At 55.8% G+C, this 23,677-nt stretch carries 21 protein-coding genes; 19 read left to right on the top strand and 2 right to left on the bottom strand.

The window, feature by feature from the left end; all coding sequences use genetic code 11:
- The first annotated feature begins 12 nt into the window (after positions 1-12).
- The 16 genes from LF95_RS16460 (at position 13) to LF95_RS16385 (ending at position 15,567) form a co-directional block, all read left to right on the top strand.
- Positions 13-828 (top strand): beta-ketoacyl synthase chain length factor, encoded by an 816-nt coding sequence (locus tag LF95_RS16460; RefSeq protein WP_143182067.1) that lies wholly within the window; start codon positions 13-15, stop codon positions 826-828.
- Entirely contained in the window at positions 821-1,696 is an 876-nt protein-coding gene (locus LF95_RS16455; protein ID WP_168173718.1) for a lysophospholipid acyltransferase family protein, read from the top strand. Before LF95_RS16460 ends, LF95_RS16455 begins: the two co-directional genes overlap by 8 nt.
- Positions 1,683-1,946 carry a phosphopantetheine-binding protein gene (locus LF95_RS16450; protein WP_073956069.1) on the top strand — a complete coding sequence of 88 codons (264 nt, stop codon included), beginning with the start codon at positions 1,683-1,685 and terminating at the stop codon, positions 1,944-1,946. Before LF95_RS16455 ends, LF95_RS16450 begins: the two co-directional genes overlap by 14 nt.
- Positions 1,943-2,206 (top strand): acyl carrier protein, encoded by a 264-nt coding sequence (locus tag LF95_RS16445; protein WP_252509794.1) that lies wholly within the window; start codon positions 1,943-1,945, stop codon positions 2,204-2,206. Before LF95_RS16450 ends, LF95_RS16445 begins: the two co-directional genes overlap by 4 nt.
- On the top strand, positions 2,187-2,774 hold the full coding sequence (locus LF95_RS16440; protein WP_073956068.1) for a COG4648 family protein: 588 nt from the start codon (positions 2,187-2,189) through the stop codon (positions 2,772-2,774). Before LF95_RS16445 ends, LF95_RS16440 begins: the two co-directional genes overlap by 20 nt.
- Positions 2,775-2,797: 23 nt before the next feature.
- Positions 2,798-4,501 carry an ApeI family dehydratase gene (locus LF95_RS16435; protein ID WP_168173717.1) on the top strand — a complete coding sequence of 568 codons (1,704 nt, stop codon included), beginning with the start codon at positions 2,798-2,800 and terminating at the stop codon, positions 4,499-4,501.
- Positions 4,502-4,516: 15 nt separating this feature from the next.
- On the top strand, positions 4,517-6,256 hold the full coding sequence (locus LF95_RS16430) for a glycosyltransferase family 2 protein (RefSeq protein ID WP_073956066.1): 1,740 nt from the start codon (positions 4,517-4,519) through the stop codon (positions 6,254-6,256).
- A 66-nt stretch (positions 6,257-6,322) separates the two neighbouring features.
- Positions 6,323-6,730 (top strand): acyl-CoA thioesterase, encoded by a 408-nt coding sequence (locus tag LF95_RS16425; RefSeq protein ID WP_073956065.1) that lies wholly within the window; start codon positions 6,323-6,325, stop codon positions 6,728-6,730.
- Complete coding sequence (locus tag LF95_RS16420) at positions 6,727-7,365, top strand: LolA family protein (protein WP_073956064.1); 639 nt, start codon at positions 6,727-6,729, stop codon at positions 7,363-7,365. Before LF95_RS16425 ends, LF95_RS16420 begins: the two co-directional genes overlap by 4 nt.
- Entirely contained in the window at positions 7,362-9,779 is a 2,418-nt protein-coding gene (locus LF95_RS16415; RefSeq protein WP_073956063.1) for an MMPL family transporter, read from the top strand. The genes LF95_RS16420 and LF95_RS16415 overlap by 4 nt, the downstream gene beginning before the upstream one ends.
- Complete coding sequence (locus LF95_RS16410; RefSeq protein WP_073956062.1) at positions 9,772-11,031, top strand: NAD(P)/FAD-dependent oxidoreductase; 1,260 nt, start codon at positions 9,772-9,774, stop codon at positions 11,029-11,031. Before LF95_RS16415 ends, LF95_RS16410 begins: the two co-directional genes overlap by 8 nt.
- Positions 11,028-11,738 (top strand): DUF3261 domain-containing protein, encoded by a 711-nt coding sequence (locus LF95_RS16405; protein ID WP_073956061.1) that lies wholly within the window; start codon positions 11,028-11,030, stop codon positions 11,736-11,738. Before LF95_RS16410 ends, LF95_RS16405 begins: the two co-directional genes overlap by 4 nt.
- A complete protein-coding gene (locus LF95_RS16400) occupies positions 11,735-13,018 on the top strand; it encodes a beta-ketoacyl-[acyl-carrier-protein] synthase family protein (protein WP_083607731.1) in 1,284 nt (427 codons plus the stop codon). The genes LF95_RS16405 and LF95_RS16400 overlap by 4 nt, the downstream gene beginning before the upstream one ends.
- Positions 13,019-13,073: 55 nt before the next feature.
- Positions 13,074-13,574, top strand: coding sequence for a hotdog family protein (locus tag LF95_RS16395; RefSeq protein ID WP_073956060.1), 501 nt, complete (start codon positions 13,074-13,076; stop codon positions 13,572-13,574).
- 17 nt (positions 13,575-13,591) lie between these two features.
- Positions 13,592-14,317 (top strand): 3-oxoacyl-ACP reductase FabG, encoded by a 726-nt coding sequence (fabG, locus tag LF95_RS16390; protein ID WP_073956351.1) that lies wholly within the window; start codon positions 13,592-13,594, stop codon positions 14,315-14,317.
- A complete protein-coding gene (locus LF95_RS16385; protein ID WP_073956059.1) occupies positions 14,314-15,567 on the top strand; it encodes a beta-ketoacyl-ACP synthase in 1,254 nt (417 codons plus the stop codon). The genes fabG and LF95_RS16385 overlap by 4 nt, the downstream gene beginning before the upstream one ends.
- 96 nt (positions 15,568-15,663) lie before the next feature.
- Here the strand turns inward: LF95_RS16385 and LF95_RS16380 are convergent, their stop codons facing one another.
- Positions 15,664-16,515 carry a MipA/OmpV family protein gene (locus tag LF95_RS16380; RefSeq protein ID WP_168173716.1) on the bottom strand — a complete coding sequence of 284 codons (852 nt, stop codon included), beginning with the start codon at positions 16,513-16,515 and terminating at the stop codon, positions 15,664-15,666.
- 170 nt (positions 16,516-16,685) lie between these two features.
- The gene (locus tag LF95_RS16375; protein WP_073956057.1) at positions 16,686-18,233 is read right to left on the bottom strand and encodes a helix-turn-helix domain-containing protein; all 1,548 of its coding nucleotides are present in this window, start codon (positions 18,231-18,233) and stop codon (positions 16,686-16,688) included.
- Positions 18,234-18,589: 356 nt separating this feature from the next.
- Between LF95_RS16375 and LF95_RS16370 the strand changes: the two genes are divergently transcribed.
- From LF95_RS16370 to LF95_RS16360, 3 genes are all read left to right on the top strand, one after another.
- The gene (locus LF95_RS16370; protein ID WP_252509793.1) at positions 18,590-19,135 is read left to right on the top strand and encodes a PadR family transcriptional regulator; all 546 of its coding nucleotides are present in this window, start codon (positions 18,590-18,592) and stop codon (positions 19,133-19,135) included.
- Positions 19,136-19,207: 72 nt separating this feature from the next.
- Positions 19,208-20,395, top strand: a complete 1,188-nt coding sequence (locus LF95_RS16365; RefSeq protein WP_073956055.1) for an efflux RND transporter periplasmic adaptor subunit — start codon at positions 19,208-19,210, stop codon at positions 20,393-20,395.
- A 24-nt stretch (positions 20,396-20,419) separates the two neighbouring features.
- Positions 20,420-23,614: an efflux RND transporter permease subunit gene (locus tag LF95_RS16360; RefSeq protein ID WP_073956054.1), complete on the top strand. Its 3,195-nt coding sequence runs from the start codon at positions 20,420-20,422 to the stop codon at positions 23,612-23,614.
- The last annotated feature ends 63 nt before the right edge of the window (positions 23,615-23,677 follow it).

Here is a 23,677-nt window from a genome sequence, read left to right as displayed (position 1 = left end):
AAACAGTCCAAGATGCAGTCTATCCCGGCTTCTATTTCCCGATGGGCGCTTTGGCAGGACCATGCCACGCAACCGACCCTGACGACACATCTGTCTGGCGGAAAAGCAGCCGGGATTGACAATCAAGACCTGGCGCGCGGCATTGCGCCCGCCTGGCGCAGGCGCCTGGACCTTTTTGGCCGCGCCAGCGCCGAGGTTCTGGGCCAGGTGCTTGATGGCTTTCCCTCCGATGACATTCGCAATTGCCGGGTCATTTTTTCATCGCGACATGGCAATATCGAACGCACCCTGAAACTGCTGGGCCAAATCGCACGCGAGGAAATTCCCTCGCCCGCCGATTTCAGTATGTCGGTGCATAACGCACTGGTCGGCATTGCCTCGATCAATTGGGGCATCACACAATCTCACAACGCCATTTCGGCAGGCAATGACAGCTTCATCGCTGCCCTGACCGAGGGTTTGACTCAACTGGCAGATGCCCCGCAAAGCCCGGTTGTCCTTGTTTATATCGACCTGCCCCTGCCCGATGTTTATGCGCATAACGACCCAAAAGGCATGAAGGGCACTGCCTTTGCCCTGCGCCTGGAAGCCCCCCAAACGCCGACCACCCCGTCAGACGACGGCATGCCGCCGGTCACGCTGGAATTTGAGCCAATTTCCGTACCGCCGGAAAAGGCACCGGACCGCAACGCAACCTTTCCCTGCGCCCATGCCTGCCAAATGGCTGATTTTCTGGCCCCCCTTCAAACCAGTGCCGCAAACCGGCAGGGGGCAACATGCCTTCTCACCGGGCACAGCTTTGCCTGGAACATGGTGCATCATGGATAAGATACCCCCGTCCCGTGATCACCGCCCCGGCAATCCTCCCAACAAACGGGGGCAAAACCGGGGTGAGACATTTTTTGGGGGACTGATTGTAAAAATCAGTCAGGCCTGGCGGTTATTCGCCACGGGACTGGCTTTTTGCATTTTTGGCATTGGCGCATTATTGCTGGCCCTAACCCTGTTTCCCCTGATGATGCTGGTTTTGCGCGACCGGACAAAACGCCGGCACGCCGCACAGCTTGTCATATGTCGCAGCTTTCGGCTGTTTTGCTTTATCCTGGATATAACCGGGGTGGCATCGGTTGCATTTGACGGGCGCGAAAAACTCAATCAGGCGCACGGTAAACTGATTATTGCCAACCACCCCACCCTGCTTGATGTGGTGATCATTCTGGCGCAAATGGATCGCTGCCAGTGTGTGGTAAAACACCAGCTGTTTCGCAACCCGTTTATGGCGGGCGTTGTGCGCGCCGCCGGGTTTATTCGCAATGATGACAACCCTGAAAAACTGGTGGCAGATGCCGCCTGCCATTTGCGCAATGGTGATTGTGTCATGATTTTCCCCGAAGGCACGCGCACCGCCAGCGGCGAAATACTGGGGCCGTTGCAACGCGGTGTGGCAAATATTGCAATAAGCGCCCCTGCCGACTTGATTCCCGTGATCGTGCACTGTAATCACGACACCCTGAAAAAAGGCACACCGTGGTACCAAATACCACCCACAAAAATACATTATAATGTTCGTGTCGGATCGACTATACCCGTAACGGGAAAGACAGACCCGTCCGAAGGGCGTGCGCGCCAGGCCCGCGCCCTGACGGCGGTCATAAAAAACTATTTCTGCGACAGGCTAAGCCATGACCACGCTTGAGACCGAACTTAAAGCTTTCATCATTGAAACGCTTAATCTTGAAGATTTGCGCATCGAGGATATCGACAGTAACGAGGCCCTGTTTGTTGAGGGACTGGGCCTTGATTCAATCGATGCCCTGGAGCTGGGTGTCGCCCTGCAAAAAAAATACGATGTGCGCGTTGATGCCAAAAATGATGACGTGAAAACCCATTTTGCTTCGGTGCATAATTTGGCAAAATTCATTGAAATGTCGCGGGGGCAGGCATGACCACACCTGCCATGCAAAGCCGCGAGGATGTTTATCAGCAGTTGCACGATTATCTGGTGGATCTGTTTGAAGTGCCCAGCGAAGACATTTCACCCGACGCCCGCCTGTTCGAGGATCTGGACCTGGACAGCATTGATGCCGTGGACCTGATTGTAAAATTTCAGGAACTGATCGGCAAAAAGGTCCCGGCAACCGAATTTCGTTCGGTGCGCACGGTTGACGATGTAGTGGAAAAAATACATGCCCTGGTCAACGCCTAAGCGCATTCTTGCCATCCTGATTGCCGTGATCGGGGCGGCATATCCCGTGCTGGCCTATTACGGGCTATCACATTTTTCCGCCCGCATTGTGCTGGGCGTCCTGCTGGTTCTGATTGTCGCCCGTGCGGTGCTATTTTTGGTATCCAAAAAAATTGGTGCGGCCCTTGTGACCCTGGCCATTGCCGCCATCATTACCGGCATCAGCTATCAGACACACATGCAGGCCCTGCGGATGTATCCGGTTTTTATCAATCTGGTGCTGGCCGGCGTGTTTGCCCTGTCGCTCAAATACCCGCCCTCGATGATTGAACGCTTTGCCCGCTTGCGCCACCCCGACCTGGATGATTATGGCGTTGCCTATACCCGCAAACTCACCTGCGTGTGGGTGGCCTTTTTGCTGTGTAGTGCTGGCATTTCCACCGCAACGGCCCTGTGGGGCACACTGGAAGAATGGACCCTGTATAACGGGTTTATTTCCTATGTCCTGACAGGCATTTTATTTGTTGGCGAATGGCCGGTTCGCCATTGGCTGCGCCGGCGCCACGAAAACAGGAACCCGAGCGCATGAACGGCTTTCTGCCAGGGCTACTCATGTCAAAATCCCGCGAGACTGTTATTTGTTTCGAGGATAATACCGCCTTCGACCGTGGCATGATTGCCGCCGACATTGCCAAACTAACAACGTATCTGGGCAAAAATAACGCAGCAGCCAATATTGCCATCCATTGCCAGTCAACCCGCCTGTTTTTAGTTGCCCTGGCCGCAACCTGGCTGGTCCGGGGCATACCCGTGCTGCCTGCCAGCGACAAACAGGGCTATCTTGATGAAATAGCCGGTAGCTTTGACCTGTTTTTAAACGATGCCGCGATTGCCGCCATTTTGGCCGAACCCGAAAACCGCCTGATGGCACAGGGCCATATCGCGACACTGGCGCAAAATATACCCGCCCCTGAAACCTGCCGTGCGACATTTTATACATCCGGTTCCACCGGCGCACCCAAGGCCATTGGCAAAACACTCGCGCAGCTTGAGGCCGAAATGGCCCTGCAAACACCACTCTGGCAGGCAGACCTGACGGCAGGATGCCGCATATGGGGCCTGGTATCGCACCAGCATATTTATGGCCTGTTGTTTCGTGTGATCTGGCCGGTCATGACCGGGGTGCCTTTCATGGCGCGTCAGGCCCGGTTCTGGGAGGATATTATTCCCGGCCTTGGCACTGGCGACATCATCATTGCCAGCCCCGCCCATTTGCAGCGCCTGCACCCGGACCTGGCCGAAGCACAACGACCAGCACGGATATTTTGTTCGGGCGGACCGCTGGATCAAAAATCGGCAGGTCAGGCACACGCCGCCCTTGGCATTTGGCCCACCGAAATTCTCGGCAGTACCGAAACCGGGGGCATTGCCTGGCGCCAACAAACCACCACCGATACCCCGTGGCAGCCGCTGCCCGATGTCAAAACCAGCCAAAATGCCGAAGGCTGCCTGATGGTCGCCGCCCCGCATATTAACGGGGACAACTGGTATCATACCGCCGACCGCGTTGCCTTTGATGGCCTTGCCGGGCAAAACCGTTTTCGCCTTTTGGGCCGGGCGGACCGCATAGTGAAAATCGAAGGCAAACGCATTTCGCTGGATCGGGTGGAAACCCATTTGCGCAACCATGACTGGGTTGAAAATGCCGTTGCCCTGCTGCCCGATGATGCCGACAACCGGCTGGGGGCCATTGTTGTGCTAACCCCGCAAGGCCAGCAACATTTGCAGGCACAGGGTGCGTTTCAAACCGGGCGCAGTTTGCGCAGCCATATCAGCCATTACGAGGAAGACGCCGCCCTGCCGCGCCGCTGGCGTTTTGTGGACACCCTGCCAACAGACAGCCAGGGCAAAAAACCATTGCATTTGCTCCGCGCACTATTTGCGCAACCGGCACCCGCCACGCCGCCCGCCTTATTGCCGGGCATTGTGGCCCGATCACGCGAAAATGATAGCGCCCGGCTAACCCTGCGCCTGTCGCCAGATATGCTTTATTTTCAGGGGCATTTCCCCGGTTCGCCCATTTTGCCGGGTGTTGTGCAATTGCACTGGGCCGTTCACTATGCCCAGGATGCTTTCGATATTGTGATCACGGCTTATGAAGTTACCCAGCTAAAATACCGCAAAGTCATCACCCCGGATGATCAAATTCACCTTCAATTGACGCATGACGCCGCGCGCGGCCAGGTCAAATTCACCTATTCCTGCCTGGATGGCGACTATTCCAGCGGCATCCTCAAATTCTCGCAAGCCAGTTAAAGGACAGATGCCTTCATGCAGATTTGCGCGGTTATTCCGACCCATAACCATCACACGGTGCTGGCCGATGTGGTAAGCGCGCTGCGTGCCCACGACCTTGCGGTTTTTGTTGTCGATGATGGATCGGCCACCCTGGCGCGGGATGCCATTTCCCGCCTGCATGCCCCCCAAAACGGGGTCACGGTTTATCGCCTGAACGAAAATTGCGGCAAGGGCATTGCCGTAATGAAGGGCTTTGCTGCCGCCAAACGCCACGGATACAGCCACGCTCTGCAAGTCGATGCCGACGGCCAGCACGATTTGGCCCGCATCCCCGATATGCTGCGCGCGGCCCGCAATAACCCCAATGCCATTATTACCGGCAAACCGGTTTATGATGACAGCATCCCTACCGGGCGCAAACTGGGCCGCTGGATCACACATTTCTGGGTCTGGGTGGAAACCCTGTCGCTTCACATCAAAGACAGCATGTGCGGCTTTCGCGTCTATCCGCTTGATACCACCCTTCTGGTCTGGCAGCGCGAAGGTGTTGGCGCAAAAATGGATTTCGATACCGAAATCATGGTGCGCCAATATTGGCGCGGGGTGGATGTTGTCCATGTCCCCGTCGAGGTGATTTATCCCGAAGGCAATATTTCCAATTTCCGCATGTGGCAGGATAATGTGCGGATCACGCTGATGCACACCCGGCTGGTTTTGGGCATGATCCTGCGCCTGCCCGGCTTTGTTTTGCAGGGCTGCCGCTGGCAGCGTGGGCCCCAAAACACCGATCATCACCGCACGCATCCCCGTTTTTCCACCAAAAGCGATACCTCGCCCGCGCGCCACTGGGCCGATATTGACGAGCGCGGCATGTATTGGGGCATGCGGTTTTTGGGCTGGGTTTATAAAACAGGCGGGCGCTGGTTATGCCTTGCGGTCATGTTTCCCGTCATTGCCTATTTCTTTTTAACCGGGGAAACAGCGCGCAAGGCATCGCGCAAATATTTGCGCAAAATGGCGCGGGTAAACGGCACGCGCCCGCCGCGCTGGAGCGACAGTTTTGCCCATTTCTGGCGGTTTGGCGAGGCCGCCCTGGATAAGGTGGCAGGCTGGACCGGGGAAATGAAACTGGATGATATTGTTTTGCCAGACGGGCATGACAATATTTTTTCCTATATCCCCAAGGATCAGGCGATTGTTTTGCTGGTGTCGCATTTTGGCAATATCGAAATCATCCGTGCCCTTGCCAGCCGTGACCGCGACTTTCGCGTCAATGTTTTACTCCATCAAAAAAATGCCGCCCGCTTTGGCAAGGTGCTGAAAAAGCTGGCCCCGGAATCCCAGGTTAACCTCATCGAAGTCACCGAAATTGGCCCTGATACTGCCATCATGTTAAGCCAGAAGGTAGAACAGGGCGAATGGGTTGTGATCGCCGCTGACCGCGTTGCCATTGGCGCGCGCGATAAAACCGTGATGGTGCCGTTTTTGGGCGATCCCGCCCCATTGCCACAGGGGCCATTTATTTTGGCACATTTGCTGGGCTGCCCGGTTTACATGGCGGCAGCATGGCGCAATGAAGGGCGGTTTGAAATTGCCTGGGATAAACTGACCGACCGTCTTTTTTTGCCGCGCGCCACCCGCACCGAAGCCATCACCGACTATGCCACCCGCTATATGGCATGGCTGGAAAAACGGGTTCGAGCACATCCGTTACAATGGTACAATTTTTTTGATTTCTGGGCCCGTCCAGGGGATGAAAATGACCAAAAATAACAAGACTGTCCCAACGATGACCTTTGGCAAAAACCGGCCCCGTCACAGTGCAGGCCACACCCCAAAATGATCAGCGCCAGCATTACCGAAACCATCCAGTTTTATCATCTGGACCCGATGAATGTGGTCTGGCATGGCAATTATGTGCAGTTCTTTGAACAGGCCCGCTGCGCCCTGCTTGATCTGATTGACTATAACTACCCGCAAATGGATGCGTCGGGCTATGTCTGGCCGGTGGTCGACATGCGGGTAAAATATGTCCGCCCCTGCCGGTTCGGGCAAAAAATTCAAATCACCGCCACATTGATCGAATATGAAAACAGATTGAAAATCAATTACCTGATTACGGATGCCCAAACCGGTGAAAAACTGACCAAGGGTTTCACCATTCAGGTTGCAGTCGAAAAAGCCAGCGGCGAAATGCTGTTTCGCAGCCCCGACTTTCTGATCGACAAGCTGGAGGCAATGAATTGATCCGTGCCCGTTTCGTGCGTTCCCTGCTATTTATTGCATTTATCAGCAATACGGTGCTGTTGCCCCAACTTGCATTCGCCCGCCCCGGCGCAGCAGCCCTGGAAAAGGGACAATATCTTGCCGGGGAATTTTCCCTGGATCGTCACCTGGCAGGTTTTGACAACGGGCTAAAATCAAACGGCGAGTTTACGCTGGTTCCCGGAAGCGGGCTGATCTGGCAAACGACAAAGCCCTTTCCCGGCACCACCATTTTGGGCCCGGCGGGCATTACCAACATTGATGCCGATGGCGAAAAAAGCAGTGTTGTAGATGGCAATGCGCAATTTGGCGTGTTTGTCGATTTGATTTCATCGGTTTTGGAAGGCAACTGGTCGGCCCTGGAAAACCGTTTCCACGTTGAATTTTCCCCGCCGACACAAACGCCGTGGCAAGTGCGGCTGGTTCCGTTTGGCGAAAGCGCGATTGGCGGGCAGGTCATTGATATTGTTGCCAGTGGTACCCGCTATGTCGATCAGGTGCGCATAAACAAACCCGGCGGTGATTATGACGACATCACGCTAAGCGACCAGCAGGCAAAGGCCCTGCCATTGCCCAAAGACAAGGCATCCCTTCTGCCCGGAACCCCTGCGCAATGACAGGCCGCCACGCAACCGCCTGGATCATTTGCCTGGTGATGGCCGCTGCCTGGTGCGCCTGGCAAATTGGCGGCGGCCACACCCGGATTGATGCCGATTTCATTTCGCTGATCGGGCAGGAAAACCCTGAAGACAGCGACATGTATAATGATATCGACAATGTCCGCCATGTGCTGGCGCAGGATTCCCGCCGCGCCATTTTCATGGTTTCCGCCCCCACGCGGGAACGCGCGGTTAATGCCGCAACCGACCTTGCCGGGCGGCTTTCCTGGATCAACGGCACCGAAAAAGTCACCACGCCGGATGATCAGGCCGGACGCCTGCCCGAATTGCTGGCCTTTTTTCAACCCCATGCCACGGCCCTGCTTGCCCCGCAAGACCGCAAGGCCCTGAAGGCGGATCAGGGCGCAAAACTGTATCGCCGCGCCCTGCAAAGCATTTATTCCCCCACCAGCACCATAAATGCCCGTTCATTACGGGATGATCCATTTTCATTACTGCCGCATTACCTGGCGGCGATGGCAGGCAAGTTGGGCGATGGCAGCGGTGCTGTTCGTCGCGATGGGCGGTTTTATGTGCCGGTTATTGCCTCCCTTGACCCGCGCCTTGCCAGTTCGGACCGGGATGCCCAATGGGTGAATGATGCCAACCGGGTTGCCGCCAACCTGGAAAAAGCCACCGATATTGAAGTTGCCCGCAGCGGTCAGGTGTTTTTTGCCGCCGCCGAGGCCAGCCACGCCAAAGCCGATGTCAAACGCATTGCCATGCTCGCCACCACCGGCATTGTCTTTATGGTGGGGTTGGTGTTTTTTTCCTGGGGGCCGTTACTCGCCGCGCTGATTACGGTCGGCAGCGGCATTTTAGCGGGTATTACCGCCGTCACCATAATTTTCAACACGGTTCATGCCATTGCTCTGGTTTTTGGTGCGAGCCTAATTGGCATTGCCGTGGATTATGCCCTGCATTATGTCAGCATTGATCCGGCACGCGGTAATGCGCGCAAGCGCCTGCGGCTGATTTTGCCGGGCCTGACATTGGGGCTGATCACCTCCGTCGTCGGCTTTGCCGCCCTATCCATCAGCCCGACCCTGCTGCTCACCCAAATAGCCATTTATTCAGTCGCAGGGCTGATTGCTGCTTATTTGACCGTTATTTTCCTGCTACCGTTTTTGCCTGTGCAGCCGGTGCGCAATTACCTGCCCATTCGCCGGTCAGTTGCCGCCCTGCGTTATGCCCAATATCGCATCACGCCGCCCACCTGGGGGCGGTTATCGCTGGTGGTGGTGATATTGGCAGGTTTTGCCGCGTGCAGCCATTACATCACCAGCAATGACAGCATCCGCAATCTGGGGCATGGCAATGAAAGCCTGATCAAACAAACCATCACCATTCGCGATGTGATGGGCCTGGGGGCCAGCCCGATGTTTTTGCGCGTCGATGGCAAAACCGCCGAGGACCGCCTGCAAACCGAAGAAAAACTGCGCGAGAAACTTTCCCCGCTGTTGGAAAATGGTACGCTGAGCGGCATGGTCAGTATGGCCGATGTCATCCCGTCACAAAAACGCCAGGCCGAAAACATGGCTTTGGTGAACGATAAACTTTACACGCCCTTTGCCGCCCAACTGGCCCAGAACCTGCCAATTAAGATAAGCCCGCAAGCCCCGAGCGAAACATCCTTCCTGGTACCCGATGCCGCCACGCTCCTTGTTTTGCCCGAACTGGCCAACCTGCAATCGGGCAGCGGGGATTTGGTGCGCCTGCGCGGGGTTAAAGATGTGACCGCCTTGAAAACCGCGCTGGGCGACCTGGAAAATGTGCATCTGATCGACCCGGCCAGCGCCATTTCCGACCTGTTTGGCCGCTATCGCCACTGGGCCTATCTGGCATTGGGGGTTGCCATGTTTGCCGCCCTGGTCCTGGCGGTTTTCCGCTATGGCCTGCGCGATGGCATTTGTGTATTTGGCGCCCCCGCCGGGGCCGTTTTATGTGCGCTGGCGGGAAGCTTTGCCCTGGGGGTGCCGCACAACTTTTTTACCACAATGGCCCTGTTTCTGGTTTTTGCCATCGGGGCGGATTATGTGCTGTTTCTGGCCGAAAGCCGCCATAGCACGCATGACCAGGATACCAGCCTTGCGGTGTTACTGTCCCTGATCAGCAGTGTGCTGGCCTTTGGCCTGCTGGCAACCAGTTCGGTCCCCCTGGTCAGCGATATTGGCACCGTTATTGCCATTGGCCTGGTCGCCGCCTGGATATTGGCCCCTGTCATGGCGGGGCGGCGCAGCATGAACCCGGCGGGCCATTCGCATGATCTGGCATATGACGACGAAGACGAAGATACCGAAGATATGTATGACGATGACAGACCAGCCCACCGTAACCGGGCACATAACACACAGGGGCGTGGCAATGCGTAACTATGACATTGCCATTATCGGTGCAGGCCCGGCCGGGGCGGTTGTGGCAAAGTTTTTACACGATGCCGGTTTATCCGTCATCGTGCTGGAGGCAGCCCATTTCCCGCGTTTTGTCATAGGCGAGAGCCTGCTGCCCTTTTGCATGAATGTGCTGGAAAAATGCGGCCTGGCCGACACCATTGCGGCCCAGGCAGAAGCACAGGCCTTTCAGTTTAAAAACGGGGCGGCCTTTGCCCGGGGCGACCAGCAATGCAGCATCGATTTTCACGACCGGTTCGAGGATGACGGCTGGAGCACGACCTTTCAGGTCAAGCGCGATGCCTTTGATCAAACCCTGATTGACGCCGTCATCAAGGCGGGTGTGCCGGTCAAATTCGGGCATCGTATTATTGCAGCTGACCTGGCCGAGGGCGACTGCCACCTGACCTGGCAGGATGATAATGACCAAACCGACACCATTCAGGCTGGTTTTGTTGTTGATGCCAGCGGCTATGGCCGGGTTATTCCCAAATTGCGCGGAACAGCCAATACCGCCCCGCTGCCACCGCGCCGGGCCCTGTTTACCCATATGCGCGACCACATCACCGCGACCGAGTATGACCGCAACAAAATCCTGATCACGGTGCATCCCGACCACCACGATATCTGGTATTGGCTGATCCCGTTTGCCGATGGCACCGCATCGGTTGGCGTGGTGTACCCGCTGGACGATCAATCCCCCCTGGCCGATGCGCCAGATGCCCGCACCTATGAAAATGACGACGCGTTATTTGCCCGTCTGCTGGGCGAAACCGCGCTGGGCGCGCTTTTGCAAAATACCGAACAAACTCGCCCGCTTGCCGCCATTGCCAGCTATAGCAGCGGAAATGACCATCTTTATGGTGACGGCTATGTTTTATTGGGAAATTCAGCAGGTTTTCTGGATCCTGTCTTTTCCTCGGGCGTTACCATTGCACTCTATTCCGCCGAACTGGCTGCCAAAGCCCTGATTGCCCGCCATAACGGAGACGCGCCTGACTGGAAAAACGACTTTGCCAAGCCCCTGAATGCCGGGATCGCGACATTCAAATCCTATGTCGAGGCATGGTATGATGGCCGCCTGCAGCAGATTATTTTTAACCAGCCAGATCGCGATTTGCAGTTAAAACGCATGGTGGTGTCGATTTTGGCCGGATATGCCTGGAATATGGAAAACCCGCTGGTCGCCAAGACAGACCGATATTTGAACCTGTTACACGAGTTAAGCCTGTGAAATTTGGTCCTGCCTTTATCATTGCCACGTCCTTGTTGACGGCTGCCTGCTCCAAGCCGATGGAATTGCCCTTTGATTTGGGCACCATTGATTTGAGCACCATCGATTTTTCCAATTCGCAGCAAAAAGAACATGCAAAGCAGCATGAAGCGGCGCTGAATGCGGCCGAACCCGACCATATCGTGGCGCTGAACAATGATCAAAATGCCCTGTTTGTCTTGCCGCAAATGCCCTGGCCCAAGGATGCCAATCGGGTTGATGTGATCCAAAAGGTTCATGCCACCTGGCAAAACGGCCAGTCGGTTGATTTTCAGGCCCGCATTGGCCTGGCCCCGCGCCAGGTGCATATGGTGATGCTGGACCCGATGGGCCGTCGTGCCATGCAGATCAACTGGAGCGAACGGGACCTGAGCTTTGAGCAGGCCGACTGGATGCCCGATGCCTTTGACCCCGCCCGTATGCTCGTGGATATCATGATGGTTTACTGGCCCGCCGACATTGTGCGCGATGCCCTGCCTGCCAATATGGCAATGGTGTCGAACCCGGATACCCGCCAGATTGTCACCATCGACGAAAACGGCAAAAGCACGCCATACAGCGCCATCACCTATCCTGAAAAGGATCGCTGGCAGGGGGCGGCAAGCCTGCATAACCTGCGCGATGGCTATCAGATCGACATCCAGTCATCGCGGATTGACAGCCAATGACATCGACCGTTCCACACGGGAACACCGCGACGCCTGACAATTGCACAGACACCCCCAACCGGGCTGGCACACCGCAACACCCGGCCTGTTATCTGCATGCAATGGGCATGGTTTCCGCCCTTGGCATGACGGCAGATGAAACACGGCAAGCCCTGGCGGGCAAACGCGCGGCCAATATGGTTGAAGTTGGCAGCTTTTTGCCTGATCGCACCGTGACCGTGGGCATGATTGCGCGCGAACCTGGTGCCCTGCCTGCCCATTTGCAGCATCACGATACCCGCAACAACCGGATGTTATGGGAAGCCACCCGGCAGATTAATGATTGTATAGCCCAAACCATTGACCGTTTTGGCAAACAGCGCATTGCCGTCATCCTCGGCACCAGCACATCGGGCATTGATGAAGGCACACAATCCTATCGGGAATATCTGCAAAAAGGTGCCCTTCCCGAAGATTTTACCTATTCCGGCCAGGAAATTGGTGCCCCAGCCGATTTCCTGCGCGAGGCCCTGGGGCTGGGCGGGCCTGCCTATGTCATTTCCACGGCCTGTTCATCCAGTGCCAAGGTCTTTTCTGCCGGGCAGCGGTTGTTAAAGGCAGGGCTTTGCGACGCGGTGCTGGTGGGCGGGGTGGATAGCCTGTGTGGCCTGACCATTGCCGGTTTTGCTGCCCTGCAATCGGTGGCAGAAGGGCGCTGCCGCCCCATGAGTGCCAATCGTGACGGCATCAATATTGGCGAAGGGGCGGCCATTTTCATGATGCGGCGCGACCCCGCCGCCATCGCCGTGATGGGGGTTGGCGAAACATCGGATGCCCACCACCCCAACGCCCCACACCCGGAAGGCACCGGCGCACGGGCCGCCATGCTTGCCGCCCTTGACCAGGCAGGCATGACTCCGGCGGACATCACCTATTTAAACATGCACGGCACCGCCACCCCGCTTAATGACAGCATGGAATCGCGCGCCATTCACGACCTGTTTGGCGATCATGTACCGGTCAGTTCCACCAAACCCCTGACGGGCCATACCCTGGGTGCTGCCGGGGCGATTGAAAGTGCGATTTTATATCTGGCCCTGTGTGATGCACCACAGGGGGCCGCCCTGCCCCTGCATATATGGGATGGCAAGGCCGACCCGGACCTGCCCGCCATCAAGCTGGTTTCCGAACACAATAACCAACTGCCACCGATGCCAAAATGCGCCATGCTCAGCAATTCCTTTGCCTTTGGCGGCAGCAATGCCTCGGTTATTCTGGCAACCGGCTGGAACCAGCCCTAAAAACACCCAAACAGCCCATATCTGACAATTTTCAACCCAAACAAGGCCCATCGGAATGCCAAACCGGCACAGCCCCTCCGCCCCCGCAGAAACACCGGCACAAAATGGCTTTCCTGCCATTGAAAAGCTGGTGCCCCACGCACGCCCCATGTTGCTGATTGACCGCATTCTGGCTGCCGATGACACGTCCCTTAAGGCTGCTGTTCACATTGATGAAAACAGCATGTTTTATGACGCGGCAAACGGTGTTCCATCCTATGTCGGCATCGAATATATCGCCCAGACAGTTTCGGCCTATAGCGGCTGGCGCGCCTGGCAGGCCAGCAAAACCGGCAACAGCGAACCGCGCATCGGTTATTTGCTCGGCACCCGAAAAATGACATTGCAGGATGACTTTTTCAAACCGGGCGACCATTTGACAATCGATGTTGAAAATATCTTTGAAGATGGCGAAATGGGCGTGTTTGACGGCACCGTTTGCCGGGACGGGCAGATCATTGTCAGCGCGCGCATAAACGTGTATCAGCCAAAGGCAGAAGATACGCCAACATCATAATGGAATATCAGGGTTCGATGACAGACACCATTCTGGTAACAGGTGCCAGCAAGGGCATTGGCGCGGCAACCGCCCGCCGCCTCGCCCGTGATGGCTTTGACATTATTGTCCATTATCATTCCGACCGCGCCGGGGCCGATGCGGTGTGCGCCGATATTGCCGCCCTTGGCCGCAATGCCCGCCCGATACAATTCGATATCGCCAATCGCGACCAAACCCGCACCGCAATCGAGGCCGACCTTGCGCACAACGGTGCCCCCTATGGTGTGGTTTTAAATGCCGGGCTAACGCGGGATGCGGCCTTTCCAGCCCTTGAAGATGACGAATGGGATACGGTGATCAATACCAATCTGGGCGGTTTTTACAATGTCATCAAGCCGCTGGTGATGCCAATGGTTCAGCGTCGCAAGCCCGGCCGTATTGTCGCGCTCACCTCCATTGCCGGGATTGCCGGTAATCGCGGGCAGGTTAACTATGCCGCCTCCAAGGCCGGGATTATCGGGGCTGTCAAATCGCTGGCACTGGAACTGGCGAAACGCAATATCACGGTCAATGCCGTTGCACCGGGCATTATTGAAACCCAAATGACCGCCGATCTGCCCGAGGCCGACTTGCGCGCCATGATCCCGCTGCGCCGGTTTGGCAAAACCGATGAAATTGCCGCCACAATCGCCTTTTTATGCAGTGACGATGCCGCCTATATTACCCGCCAGGTCATCAGCGTGAATGGGGGCATGTTATGACCCGCCATTTTCCCCGCCGTGTGGTTGTGACTGGCATGTCAGGTGTTACCGCCCTTGGCAATGACTGGCACAGCATTCGCACCCGCATGAATAACGGCGAAACCGGCATTTGCCGAATGGAAGAGTGGGAAGGCAAATACGACCTGCGCACCCGCCTGGCCGCCCCGGTACAGAATTTTTCACTGGCGGGCAAATTTGGCCGCAAACAGTTGCGCAGCATGGGCCGGGTGGCGCAAATGGCGCTTGCCGCCACCGAAAATGCCCTGATGGATGCAGGCCTGCGTGATGATCAAGCCATTTTGCAAGGCGGGCGGATGGGCATTGCCTATGGCTCATCCTTTGGCAGCACGCCGCCGGTTTTGGGCTTTACCCAGCTTTTTGAAACAGGATCATCGAACGGCATTACCGCAACCAGCTATATCCAGATGATGAGCCACACGGCGGCGGTCAATATAGGCGTGCTGTATGGTATTTGCGGGCGGGTTATTCCCACATCAACCGCCTGCACATCGGGCAGCATGGGCATTGGTTATGCCTATGAAGCCATCAAATATGGCATGCAGGATGTAATGATTGCCGGCGGGGCGGAGGAACTGTGCCCGACAATGGTGGCAGTGTTTGATACCCTGTTTGCCACCAGCACCAATAATGACGATGCCAGCCACACCCCGCGCCCCTATGACGCGCGGCGCGACGGGCTGGTGATTGGTGAAGGGGCCGGCACCCTGATTTTGGAAGAATACGAACATGCCCGTGCGCGCGGTGCGACGATTTATGCCGAAATTGCCGGTTTCGCCACCAATTCGGACGGCACCCATATTACCCAGCCCGCGGCTGATAAAATGCAGGTTGCCTTGCAAGGGGCCCTTGATGATGCCGGGCTGGGTGCCAGCAACATCGACATCGTGAATGGGCACGGCACCGCCACCGACCACGGCGACCTTGCCGAAACCCTTGCCACGCGGGCAGTGTTTAACCGCGAAGTGCCGCTACATACCCTAAAGGGGCATTTTGGCCATTCGCTGGGCGCGTGCGGGGCAGTCGAGGCCTGGCTGGGCATTGAAATGATGCGCGAAGGCCGCTTTGTTGCCACCGCCAACCTGGAACAGGTGGACCCGCAATGTGGCGAGCTGGACTATATCAAAGGCAGCGCCCGCCATATTGACGCAACGCACGTCATGTCGAACAATTTTGCCTTTGGCGGTATCAACACATCGCTGATTTTACGTAACGCCAACGCCATTACCTGATGGCATGTTCCCCATTGATGCGGCAACGGCAGACAGTGCATCCGGTGGGGGACGGATCTGGTTGCACTGCCTGCTTTGCCAGCCTGGCAACGGGGATTAAAACTGGTAAACCAGCCCCAGGCCAACACCATAAATCACGTCATCCTCGATGATTGAACTGTCGGTATATTCATTGGGCAGGAAGGTGGCGCTGGCGTTGGCACGCACCATCATCTGTGCCGTCAATTGATACGCCACCGACGCATCAAGATGCGGCAAAAAGGCACTATCGGCCGAATAGGCCGCACGGTCGGCACGGGCCTCGTTGGGGCGAACCTCGACATAATAATTGTTCAGGTCGGAATCCCGCCACATCACACCACCGCCCAGTTCATACTTGAACCGACCGGTTTGAAACGGCACCTTGTAGGTCGCATCAAACTGCTTGCCCTCATGTTCTCCGCTGACATCGTGCAAAAACTCGATATGGGCATTACCCGGGCCAAACCGGCGGTCATAGGCCACGCCGGTTTCAAAGGCCCAGTCACGTTCATGCAGGCCGCGCAAATAGCTGCTGTCATCATCATCAAACGGCTTCATGCGCACATTTCCCAAAATGGAAACGCTGCCCCAATTGCCCTGAACGATTTTGGCCCTGATGCCATCAAGACCAACATGCAGGCGTTCGCTATCAAAGGCCAACGTGGGCAGGCCACCAAAATCGGCGTTATCCGCCCCACGATAGGGGGATGTACGAACCGTGCCCAATGCTCCCAACCGAAAGCGCCCCTTCAACCACTGATCGCGATAGGACGTGGTTTGCGTGCCCTCGTCGCCCTTTGCCGGCATAGTGGTGTTGACCGTCTTTGATGCGGTTGCGTCATCGGCCTTTGCGACAACAGGCAATGTGACCGCCAATGTCACCACCGCCAGGCTCACCGGCAACAGGCCGTAACGTAAATGATACACTTTCATATCCTGAAGATATCTCCGTCATTTATTTGTCATGATCGGTTTTTTAAGGGCGCAGGCCCCCACGCAGTTTGCTCGTGTCCCAATCTTCAGACCAACATGCCGGTTTTATGGCAGTGCGGCGTCCGCGCAGATACGTTCGGACGTGCAAAACGTGCGAATGCGCATCAGGACGTGCCATTTTCCTTTCTTCTCAGGCTACTGGGGGTTTCGCCGGTGATTTTTTTAAAGGCAAGGTTGAAAGTCGATTTTGAATTGAACCCCACCGTCATGGCCACATCCAAAATGGGCCGGTCCGGTTCGCCCAGCAAAATCCGCCGAGCTTCGGCAATGCGGGCACTGTTCACAAAATCAAAAAAGTTCTGGCCGATATGGTGATTCAAAACATAAGAAAGCTGGTTGGGGGAAATGCCCACAGCACGCGCCAGCTTGGGCAGTGAAATCATCGGGTCATGCAACAAATCCCCCTGCCCGTGAATGATCATAAGGCGACGCTTGGCCCGCGCGGCATCATCTTCATCCATTAGGGGGCGGGGAACGGTCGCATCTACCGGCAGAGATATGCCCGATCCCTTTGCCCCCTCAGCACCTGATACCCCCGCAGCACCGGTTGCCCACAAAGCATCATCAGGCCCGGCTGCCCCCGCCTGATGGCGCATATCGGGCGGTATAGGCGCACCACCGGGTTGACCGGCCAAACCATTGAATGATCCTGTCGCCTCACCGGCAACCAGGGCGGAGTCGTTTTTGTCCAGAAAGTGACGAACTGGCGACTCTGTATCCCCTGAATTTCCGCCACTTATTTTTTCGCCCTCACCTTTATCATATAAACTGATTAATGTGACATTTGGCTGACTGGCAACCATCCCGTCCCGCATTACTCCGCCACCATAACCCTGTCGGGCCTGTTCGGCTGCGTCAATATCATCATCAATACCGTAACCGTCGGTGTCATCCCAATCGGGCAGTACAAAAACAACCTGATGTGCTGCCAATGTGTAACTCAGCCAAAAAAACACCAGCAGGAAGGCCACGTTTAAAAACTGAAACGACCAAAGCCAGCTTCCCCAGCGAAAGTCGGCAGCCATCTCCTGCACGACAAAAACCAGAAAAATAAACAACACGCTGCCCAAAACACTGCGCAACCAGCGCACCATATCTTCGCGTTGGGCACCAAGCTGCTTTTGGACTTGCCGGAAATAGCGCATCGCTACCCGCCAGAGTAAAACAACATAAATCGCCGCCTGCACATACAGACCAAAATGAATAATGTTGAGCAAAGCAACCATAAGCGGGCTGGTTTTTTCGGCCAGTTCATAGGTCAACGCGCCATTGACCGGCATTGTCCCGACGCCCGTCAGCAACCAGAATGTCAAGTTGGCAACAACAGGCACAGTCGCCAGATGCAGCCCGTAATTCAACTTTGTGCGGCCTGAAACCTCGCAAAAATAAAGATAGATCGCAGGCGCAATCACAAAATTGAATGGCAGAAAGAAAAGAGTCCCGTAAAAATTAAGGGCGGGTCCGCTAAAAACATCCAGAACATCTTCAATCAGGTTCGCACTGACAGCAGCGATAAACAGTATCATCCAGCGATTGGCCCGGTAGGCACGCCGCCCCTCGGACAACAACAAAACGCCCAGGAAGCCCGCCTGCATCAATCCCAGCACCGAGATGAACAGGTCAACACCCTCATAGAAACCAACTGTACTCAAAATACTTCCATCCTGCACAAGCCATACTGGGCATGCTTTCTGGCCGGTCTGGCATTTGCGGTCCCTTATGCAGGCCCGATTATATCCATTCTATATGTCCGAATAGAATTTCGTGCGTCCGATCCTGCATGAACGGACGCCTATTGGGTAATTTTCAGTCAGTTTCCTGCCAACTGCCAAGCCAAATTATCATAGACACAACCTGTACGAAATTTTCTATTCCGTGACAAAACTGAAATTGACTATATCGGTTCGATATATAACAATCCGTACTATATCGGACTGATATATTAAATTCATGAATAAAGGCATCAAAAACGGCGATGGATATCCGGTCACTATGTCTCGGCGCGCTAATGGCGGGCGACGCCAGCGGTTACGAGATCCGCAAAATGTTTGAAGACGGCATTTTCAGCTATTTTCAAATGGCTTCCCTTGGCTCGATCTATCCGGCCCTGACAAAACTGGGTCAGGAAGGCCTGGTAACATTCACCGCACAAGAGCAGGAAAACCGCCCCGACAAAAAGGTCTACAGCCTGACCCCGGAAGGCCGCCGGACTTTCTTGCGCACCCTGTTTCAAACCCGCCCCGGCGAGGACCGCTACCGATCGGATATTTTATTTTTGCTGTCCTTTGCCCACGAGCTTCCGGTTGAACTGTGCGAAGCCCTGATTGACGAATATGCCGCCCGCCAGGAAACCATACTTGACCGCATCCAGGAAGCCTGCCCTGCGACAGCCCCAAATGCACCCGCAAATGCCGAAAATCCCTGCCAAAGGGCAGGTCGCGATTTTATTGGTGGCCTGGGGGAAGCGGTTTGCAAGGCAACGCTGGATTTTATCAGCAAAAACAAAGAACCGTTTTTAGACGAATTACGCAACCGCCACTCCGGCCAGCCCTAACCCCGGGCAGCCCATGCCGCCCCAGCGGCGGCAACAAAAATTAGGCACAGATCTTTTAGGAACGCGAAACCCATGAATGCTTCACGTTTGATCGCCATCGCGCTGGTTGTTGGCGCGGCACTGTGGATCGGTTCAAGCATGATCCCCGGCGCGGAACCCGCCCCGGCACAGGAAACCGCAGCCACCGCTGCCAAAGGCGCTGCCGATAATGGCGATCCATCCCAAACAGCAGCCCCTTTGCCGTCTGTCCGGGTAATGGCATCAAGCGCACAGGACCATGTTCGGCATTTGGTCCAGACCGGCAGCACCGAGGCAGCGACCAAATCCGACATTCGCGCACAAACATCGTCGCGCATTATTGAAATTGCTGTTGAAAAAGGTGCAACGGTTAAAAAGGGCGACATGATCGTGCGGCTTGCTGCCGATGACCGCCCCGCGCGGCTGGAAAAGGCGCGTGCCCTGGTCGATCAGCGCGAACTGGAATATGACGCGGCCAAAAGCCTGGCAAAAAAGGACTATCGTTCCAAAACCGGCGTTGCGGAATCCAAAGCCGCGCTTGAAGAAGCCCGTGCCGATTTAAAGGCCATCGAGGTTGAACTGACCCAAACCACCATTCGCGCCCCGTTTGACGGTGTTATTGAAACCCGCCCGGCTGAAATGGGCGATCTGGTATCGGTTGGCGACATCATCGCCACCATCGTTCAACCGGACCCGATGCTGGTGGTTGCCCATATCCCCGAACATTCCATCGGGGCGCTGCATGTGGGACAACTGGCACATGTGCGCCTGTTTGACGGCCGCACCCGACAGGGCGTTGTGCGCTATACCGCCATTGCCAGCAACAATGATACCCGCACCTACCGCATCGAGGTGGAAATGGACAATGCCGATCATTCCATTCCCGATGGCATGACGGCAGAACTGGTTATTCCCGTTGGCACGGATAAAGCCCACCAAATCGCGTCCTCGTCCCTGACACTGAATGATCAGGGTGAACTGGGCGTGCGCGGTGTTGAACAGGGCAAAGTCGTGTTTTACCCCGTCAGCCTGCAGGGCGGCGACCGCGAAAAGGTCTGGGTCAGTGGCCTACCCGAGAAGATCGACCTGATTGTTGTCGGCCAGGACTGGGTCAAGGAAGGTACGAACGTAACAATTGACCGGATTGACCATATTCCGACCAGCGCCACACCGGCCACCGGCACCGCAAAAGCTCAAACAGCCGAAGCGAGCAACACCAGCACCAGCGTTTCTGGCAACTGACCGGCGCGCAAAGGAAATTCAACCATGTCTCTTATTGATCTTGCGCTAAACCGTTCGCGCACCGTCATAATGACGCTGATCCTGCTGCTGGTGGCGGGCTGGGTTGGTTATAACGCCATCCCCAAGGAAGCTGACCCGGATGTGCAAATTCCGATCCTGTATGTACTAATCCATCACGAGGGGATTTCCCCCGAAGATGCCGAACGCCTGCTGTTGCGCCCGATGGAACAGCAATTGCGCACCATCGAAGGTGTCAAGGAAATGCGCTCGCAGGCCTATCAGGGCGGGGCATCGGTCACGCTGGAATTTTACAGCGACGTCAATATTGACGATGCTTTGGCCGATGTGCGCGAACGGGTGGACATTGCCAAATCCGACCTGCCCGACGATACCGACGACCCCGAAGTCCACGAGGTAAACCTGTCGCTATTTCCGGTCCTTGTGGTCACATTGTCCGGTGATGTGCCGGAACGCAGCCTTTTACGCCTGGCGCGGAACCTGAAAGACGATATTGAGGGCATTCCTGCGGTTCTGGAGGCAAACCTTGCCGGTAATCGCGAGGAACTGGTGGAATTTGTCATCGATCCCATGAAGATCGAAAGCTACCGCCTCCGGGGTGTTGATATTGTCTCGCTGGTGCGCAATTCCAACTCGCTGGTGGCCGCAGGCGCGCTTGATACCGGTGCCGGGCGCTTTAACATCAAGGTTCCAGGCCTGTTTGAGAATGTCGATGATATTTTGAACATGCCGCTGCTGGTCGATGGGGATTCGGTGATCCGTTTCCGCGATATTGGCGAGGTGCGCCGCACCTTCAAGGATGCCACCAGCTTTGCCCGGTTAAATGGCCGCCCCGCCATTGCGATTGAAGTTTCCAAACGGGTGGGCGAAAACATCATTGATGTGATTGATGCGGTCAAAACAGTCACCGCCGAAGATGCCGCCGCCTACCCCGAGACGGTTAAAGTCACCTACTCGCAGGATAAATCCTCCGACATTCGCACCATGCTCAATGACCTGCAAAACAGCGTCATCCTGGCAATCCTGCTGGTGATGGTGGTGGTCATCTGGTCGCTGGGCTGGCGGTCCGGCCTGCTGGTGGGGCTTGCCATTCCCGGCTCGTTTCTGACAGCGATCCTGATTTTGTGGGGCCTGGGCATGACGGTGAATATCGTTGTCCTCTTCTCGCTTATTCTCGCGGTTGGCATGCTGGTCGATGGTGCCATCGTTGTCACCGAATATGCCGACCGTAAAATGCTTGACGGGATGCACCGCAAACAGGCCTATCCGCTGGCGGCCAAACGCATGGCGATGCCCATTATCGCCTCGACGGCCACCACACTGGCGGCGTTTTTACCGCTTGCCTTCTGGCCCGATGTGGTGGGCGATTTCATGAAATTCCTGCCCATTACGGTGCTGTTTACCCTGTCGGCCTCGCTGGCAATGGCACTTATTTTTGTGCCAACGGTCGGCGCATGGTTTGGCAAACCCGGCACCAGTTCCAACGAAGCCCTCGATGCCGTGGCCGCAGGCGAAACCGATAAACTAAAAAAACTGACCGGCGGGACCGGCTTTTATATTCGCGTGTTGCAAAAATCGCTCAGGGTTTACTGGCTGATCATTCCGGCTGCCTTCGTGATCCTGATTGCGATGTGGATGGCTTTTGACTCATTTGGCAAGGGGTTTGAATTTTTCCCCTCTGTCGAGCCGGAGAATGCCGCCGTACAAATTCGCGCACGGGGCAATATGTCCTATTACGAACAGGACGCCCTGGTGCATCAGGTCGAAGACCGCATCCTTGCCCTTGATGACCATTCCGAGAGTGGCCATCACTGGTTTGATACGGTCTATAGTCGGGCTGGGGCATCCGCCCAGGGCGGTGGTGACAGCCCGGAAGATGTAATTGGCGTGATCCAGCTGGAATATGCCAATTGGCAATTGCGACCCAAAGCCAGTGAGATAGAACATAAAATCCTTGAAGCCACCCGGGATCTGGCGGGCATTCAGGTTGAAATCCAGGCTGCGGAAGCCGGACCGCCCCAGGGCAAGGATGTTCAGATCCAGTTGCGTTCGCTTTACCCGGAGCTTCTGGATAAAACTTCGGCCGAAATTATGGCCGGGCTGCAAAAAATCGGTGGTCTTTACAATTTTGAAGACGGCAAATCACCGCCCGGCATTGACTGGGAATACAAGGTGGACCGTGCCCAGGCCCTAAAATTTGGCGCGGATATTGCCACCATCGGCAATACGGTCAAGCTGGTGACAAACGGTATTTTGTTTTCCACCTACCGGCCCGATGATTCGACCGAGGAAATTGATATTGTGGGCCGCTTCCCGGAAAATCGCCGCACCCTGGAGGAATTGCAACGCCTGAATATTGTCACCGACAAGGGGCTGGTGCCGGTTTCAAATTTCGTCACCCGCACCGCAGAACCCAAAACCGGCACCCTGCATCGGGTGGACAGCCGCCGCGCGCTCACGGTCAAGGCTGACGTCACCGAAGGCATTTTGGTCGATACCAAGGTGCAAGAAGTCAAAGAATGGCTGAAAACCCTTGATATTGACCCACGTGTCAATGTCGAGTTCAAAGGCCAGGACGAAGAACAGCAAAAATCGGCAGCCTTCCTTCAGAATGCCTTTTCGGCTGCCCTGTTTATCATGTTCATTATTCTGGTAACGCAGTTTAACTCGATCACCAGTTCGCTTCTGATCATGGTCGCCATCATCATGTCGACGGCCGGGGTGTTGGGCGGATTGCTGCTTACCGGTCAGCCCTTTTCGATTGTCATGAACGGAATCGGCATTGTCGCGCTGGCAGGCATCGTGGTTAACAACAATATCGTGCTGATCGATACCTATGACCGGCTAAAACTAACGGCGGACAGCATCGAAGATGCCATTCTGCAAACCTGCGCCCAGCGCCTGCGCCCGGTGATGTTAACTACCGTGACCACCATTTTGGGCCTGGTGCCAATGGTCCTGCAAATCAATATCGACTTTGTCACCCGCGAATTTTCCATTGGGGCCCCTTCCACCCAATGGTGGGTGCAGTTGGCAACCTCGATTGCCTTTGGCCTTACCTTTGCAACGGTTCTGACACTGGTCTTTACCCCCTGCGCCCTATTGATGGTGGGCAGGATCGGCCAACGCTGGCAGCACTGGCGCAATAAACGCAACATGGATCGGAATGATCACAGCGGGCCCAAAGGCTTCCCCCAATGATGAAGGGGTAACAACCAAGCCCCCCAAAAAACCCTTTACAAAAGCTGCTCCTGACAAGGGCTG

The sequence above is a fragment of the Thalassospira sp. TSL5-1 genome (genome assembly GCF_001907695.1).
Taxonomy (GTDB): domain Bacteria; phylum Pseudomonadota; class Alphaproteobacteria; order Rhodospirillales; family Thalassospiraceae; genus Thalassospira.
This window is presented reverse-complemented; position numbering and strand designations above follow the sequence as displayed.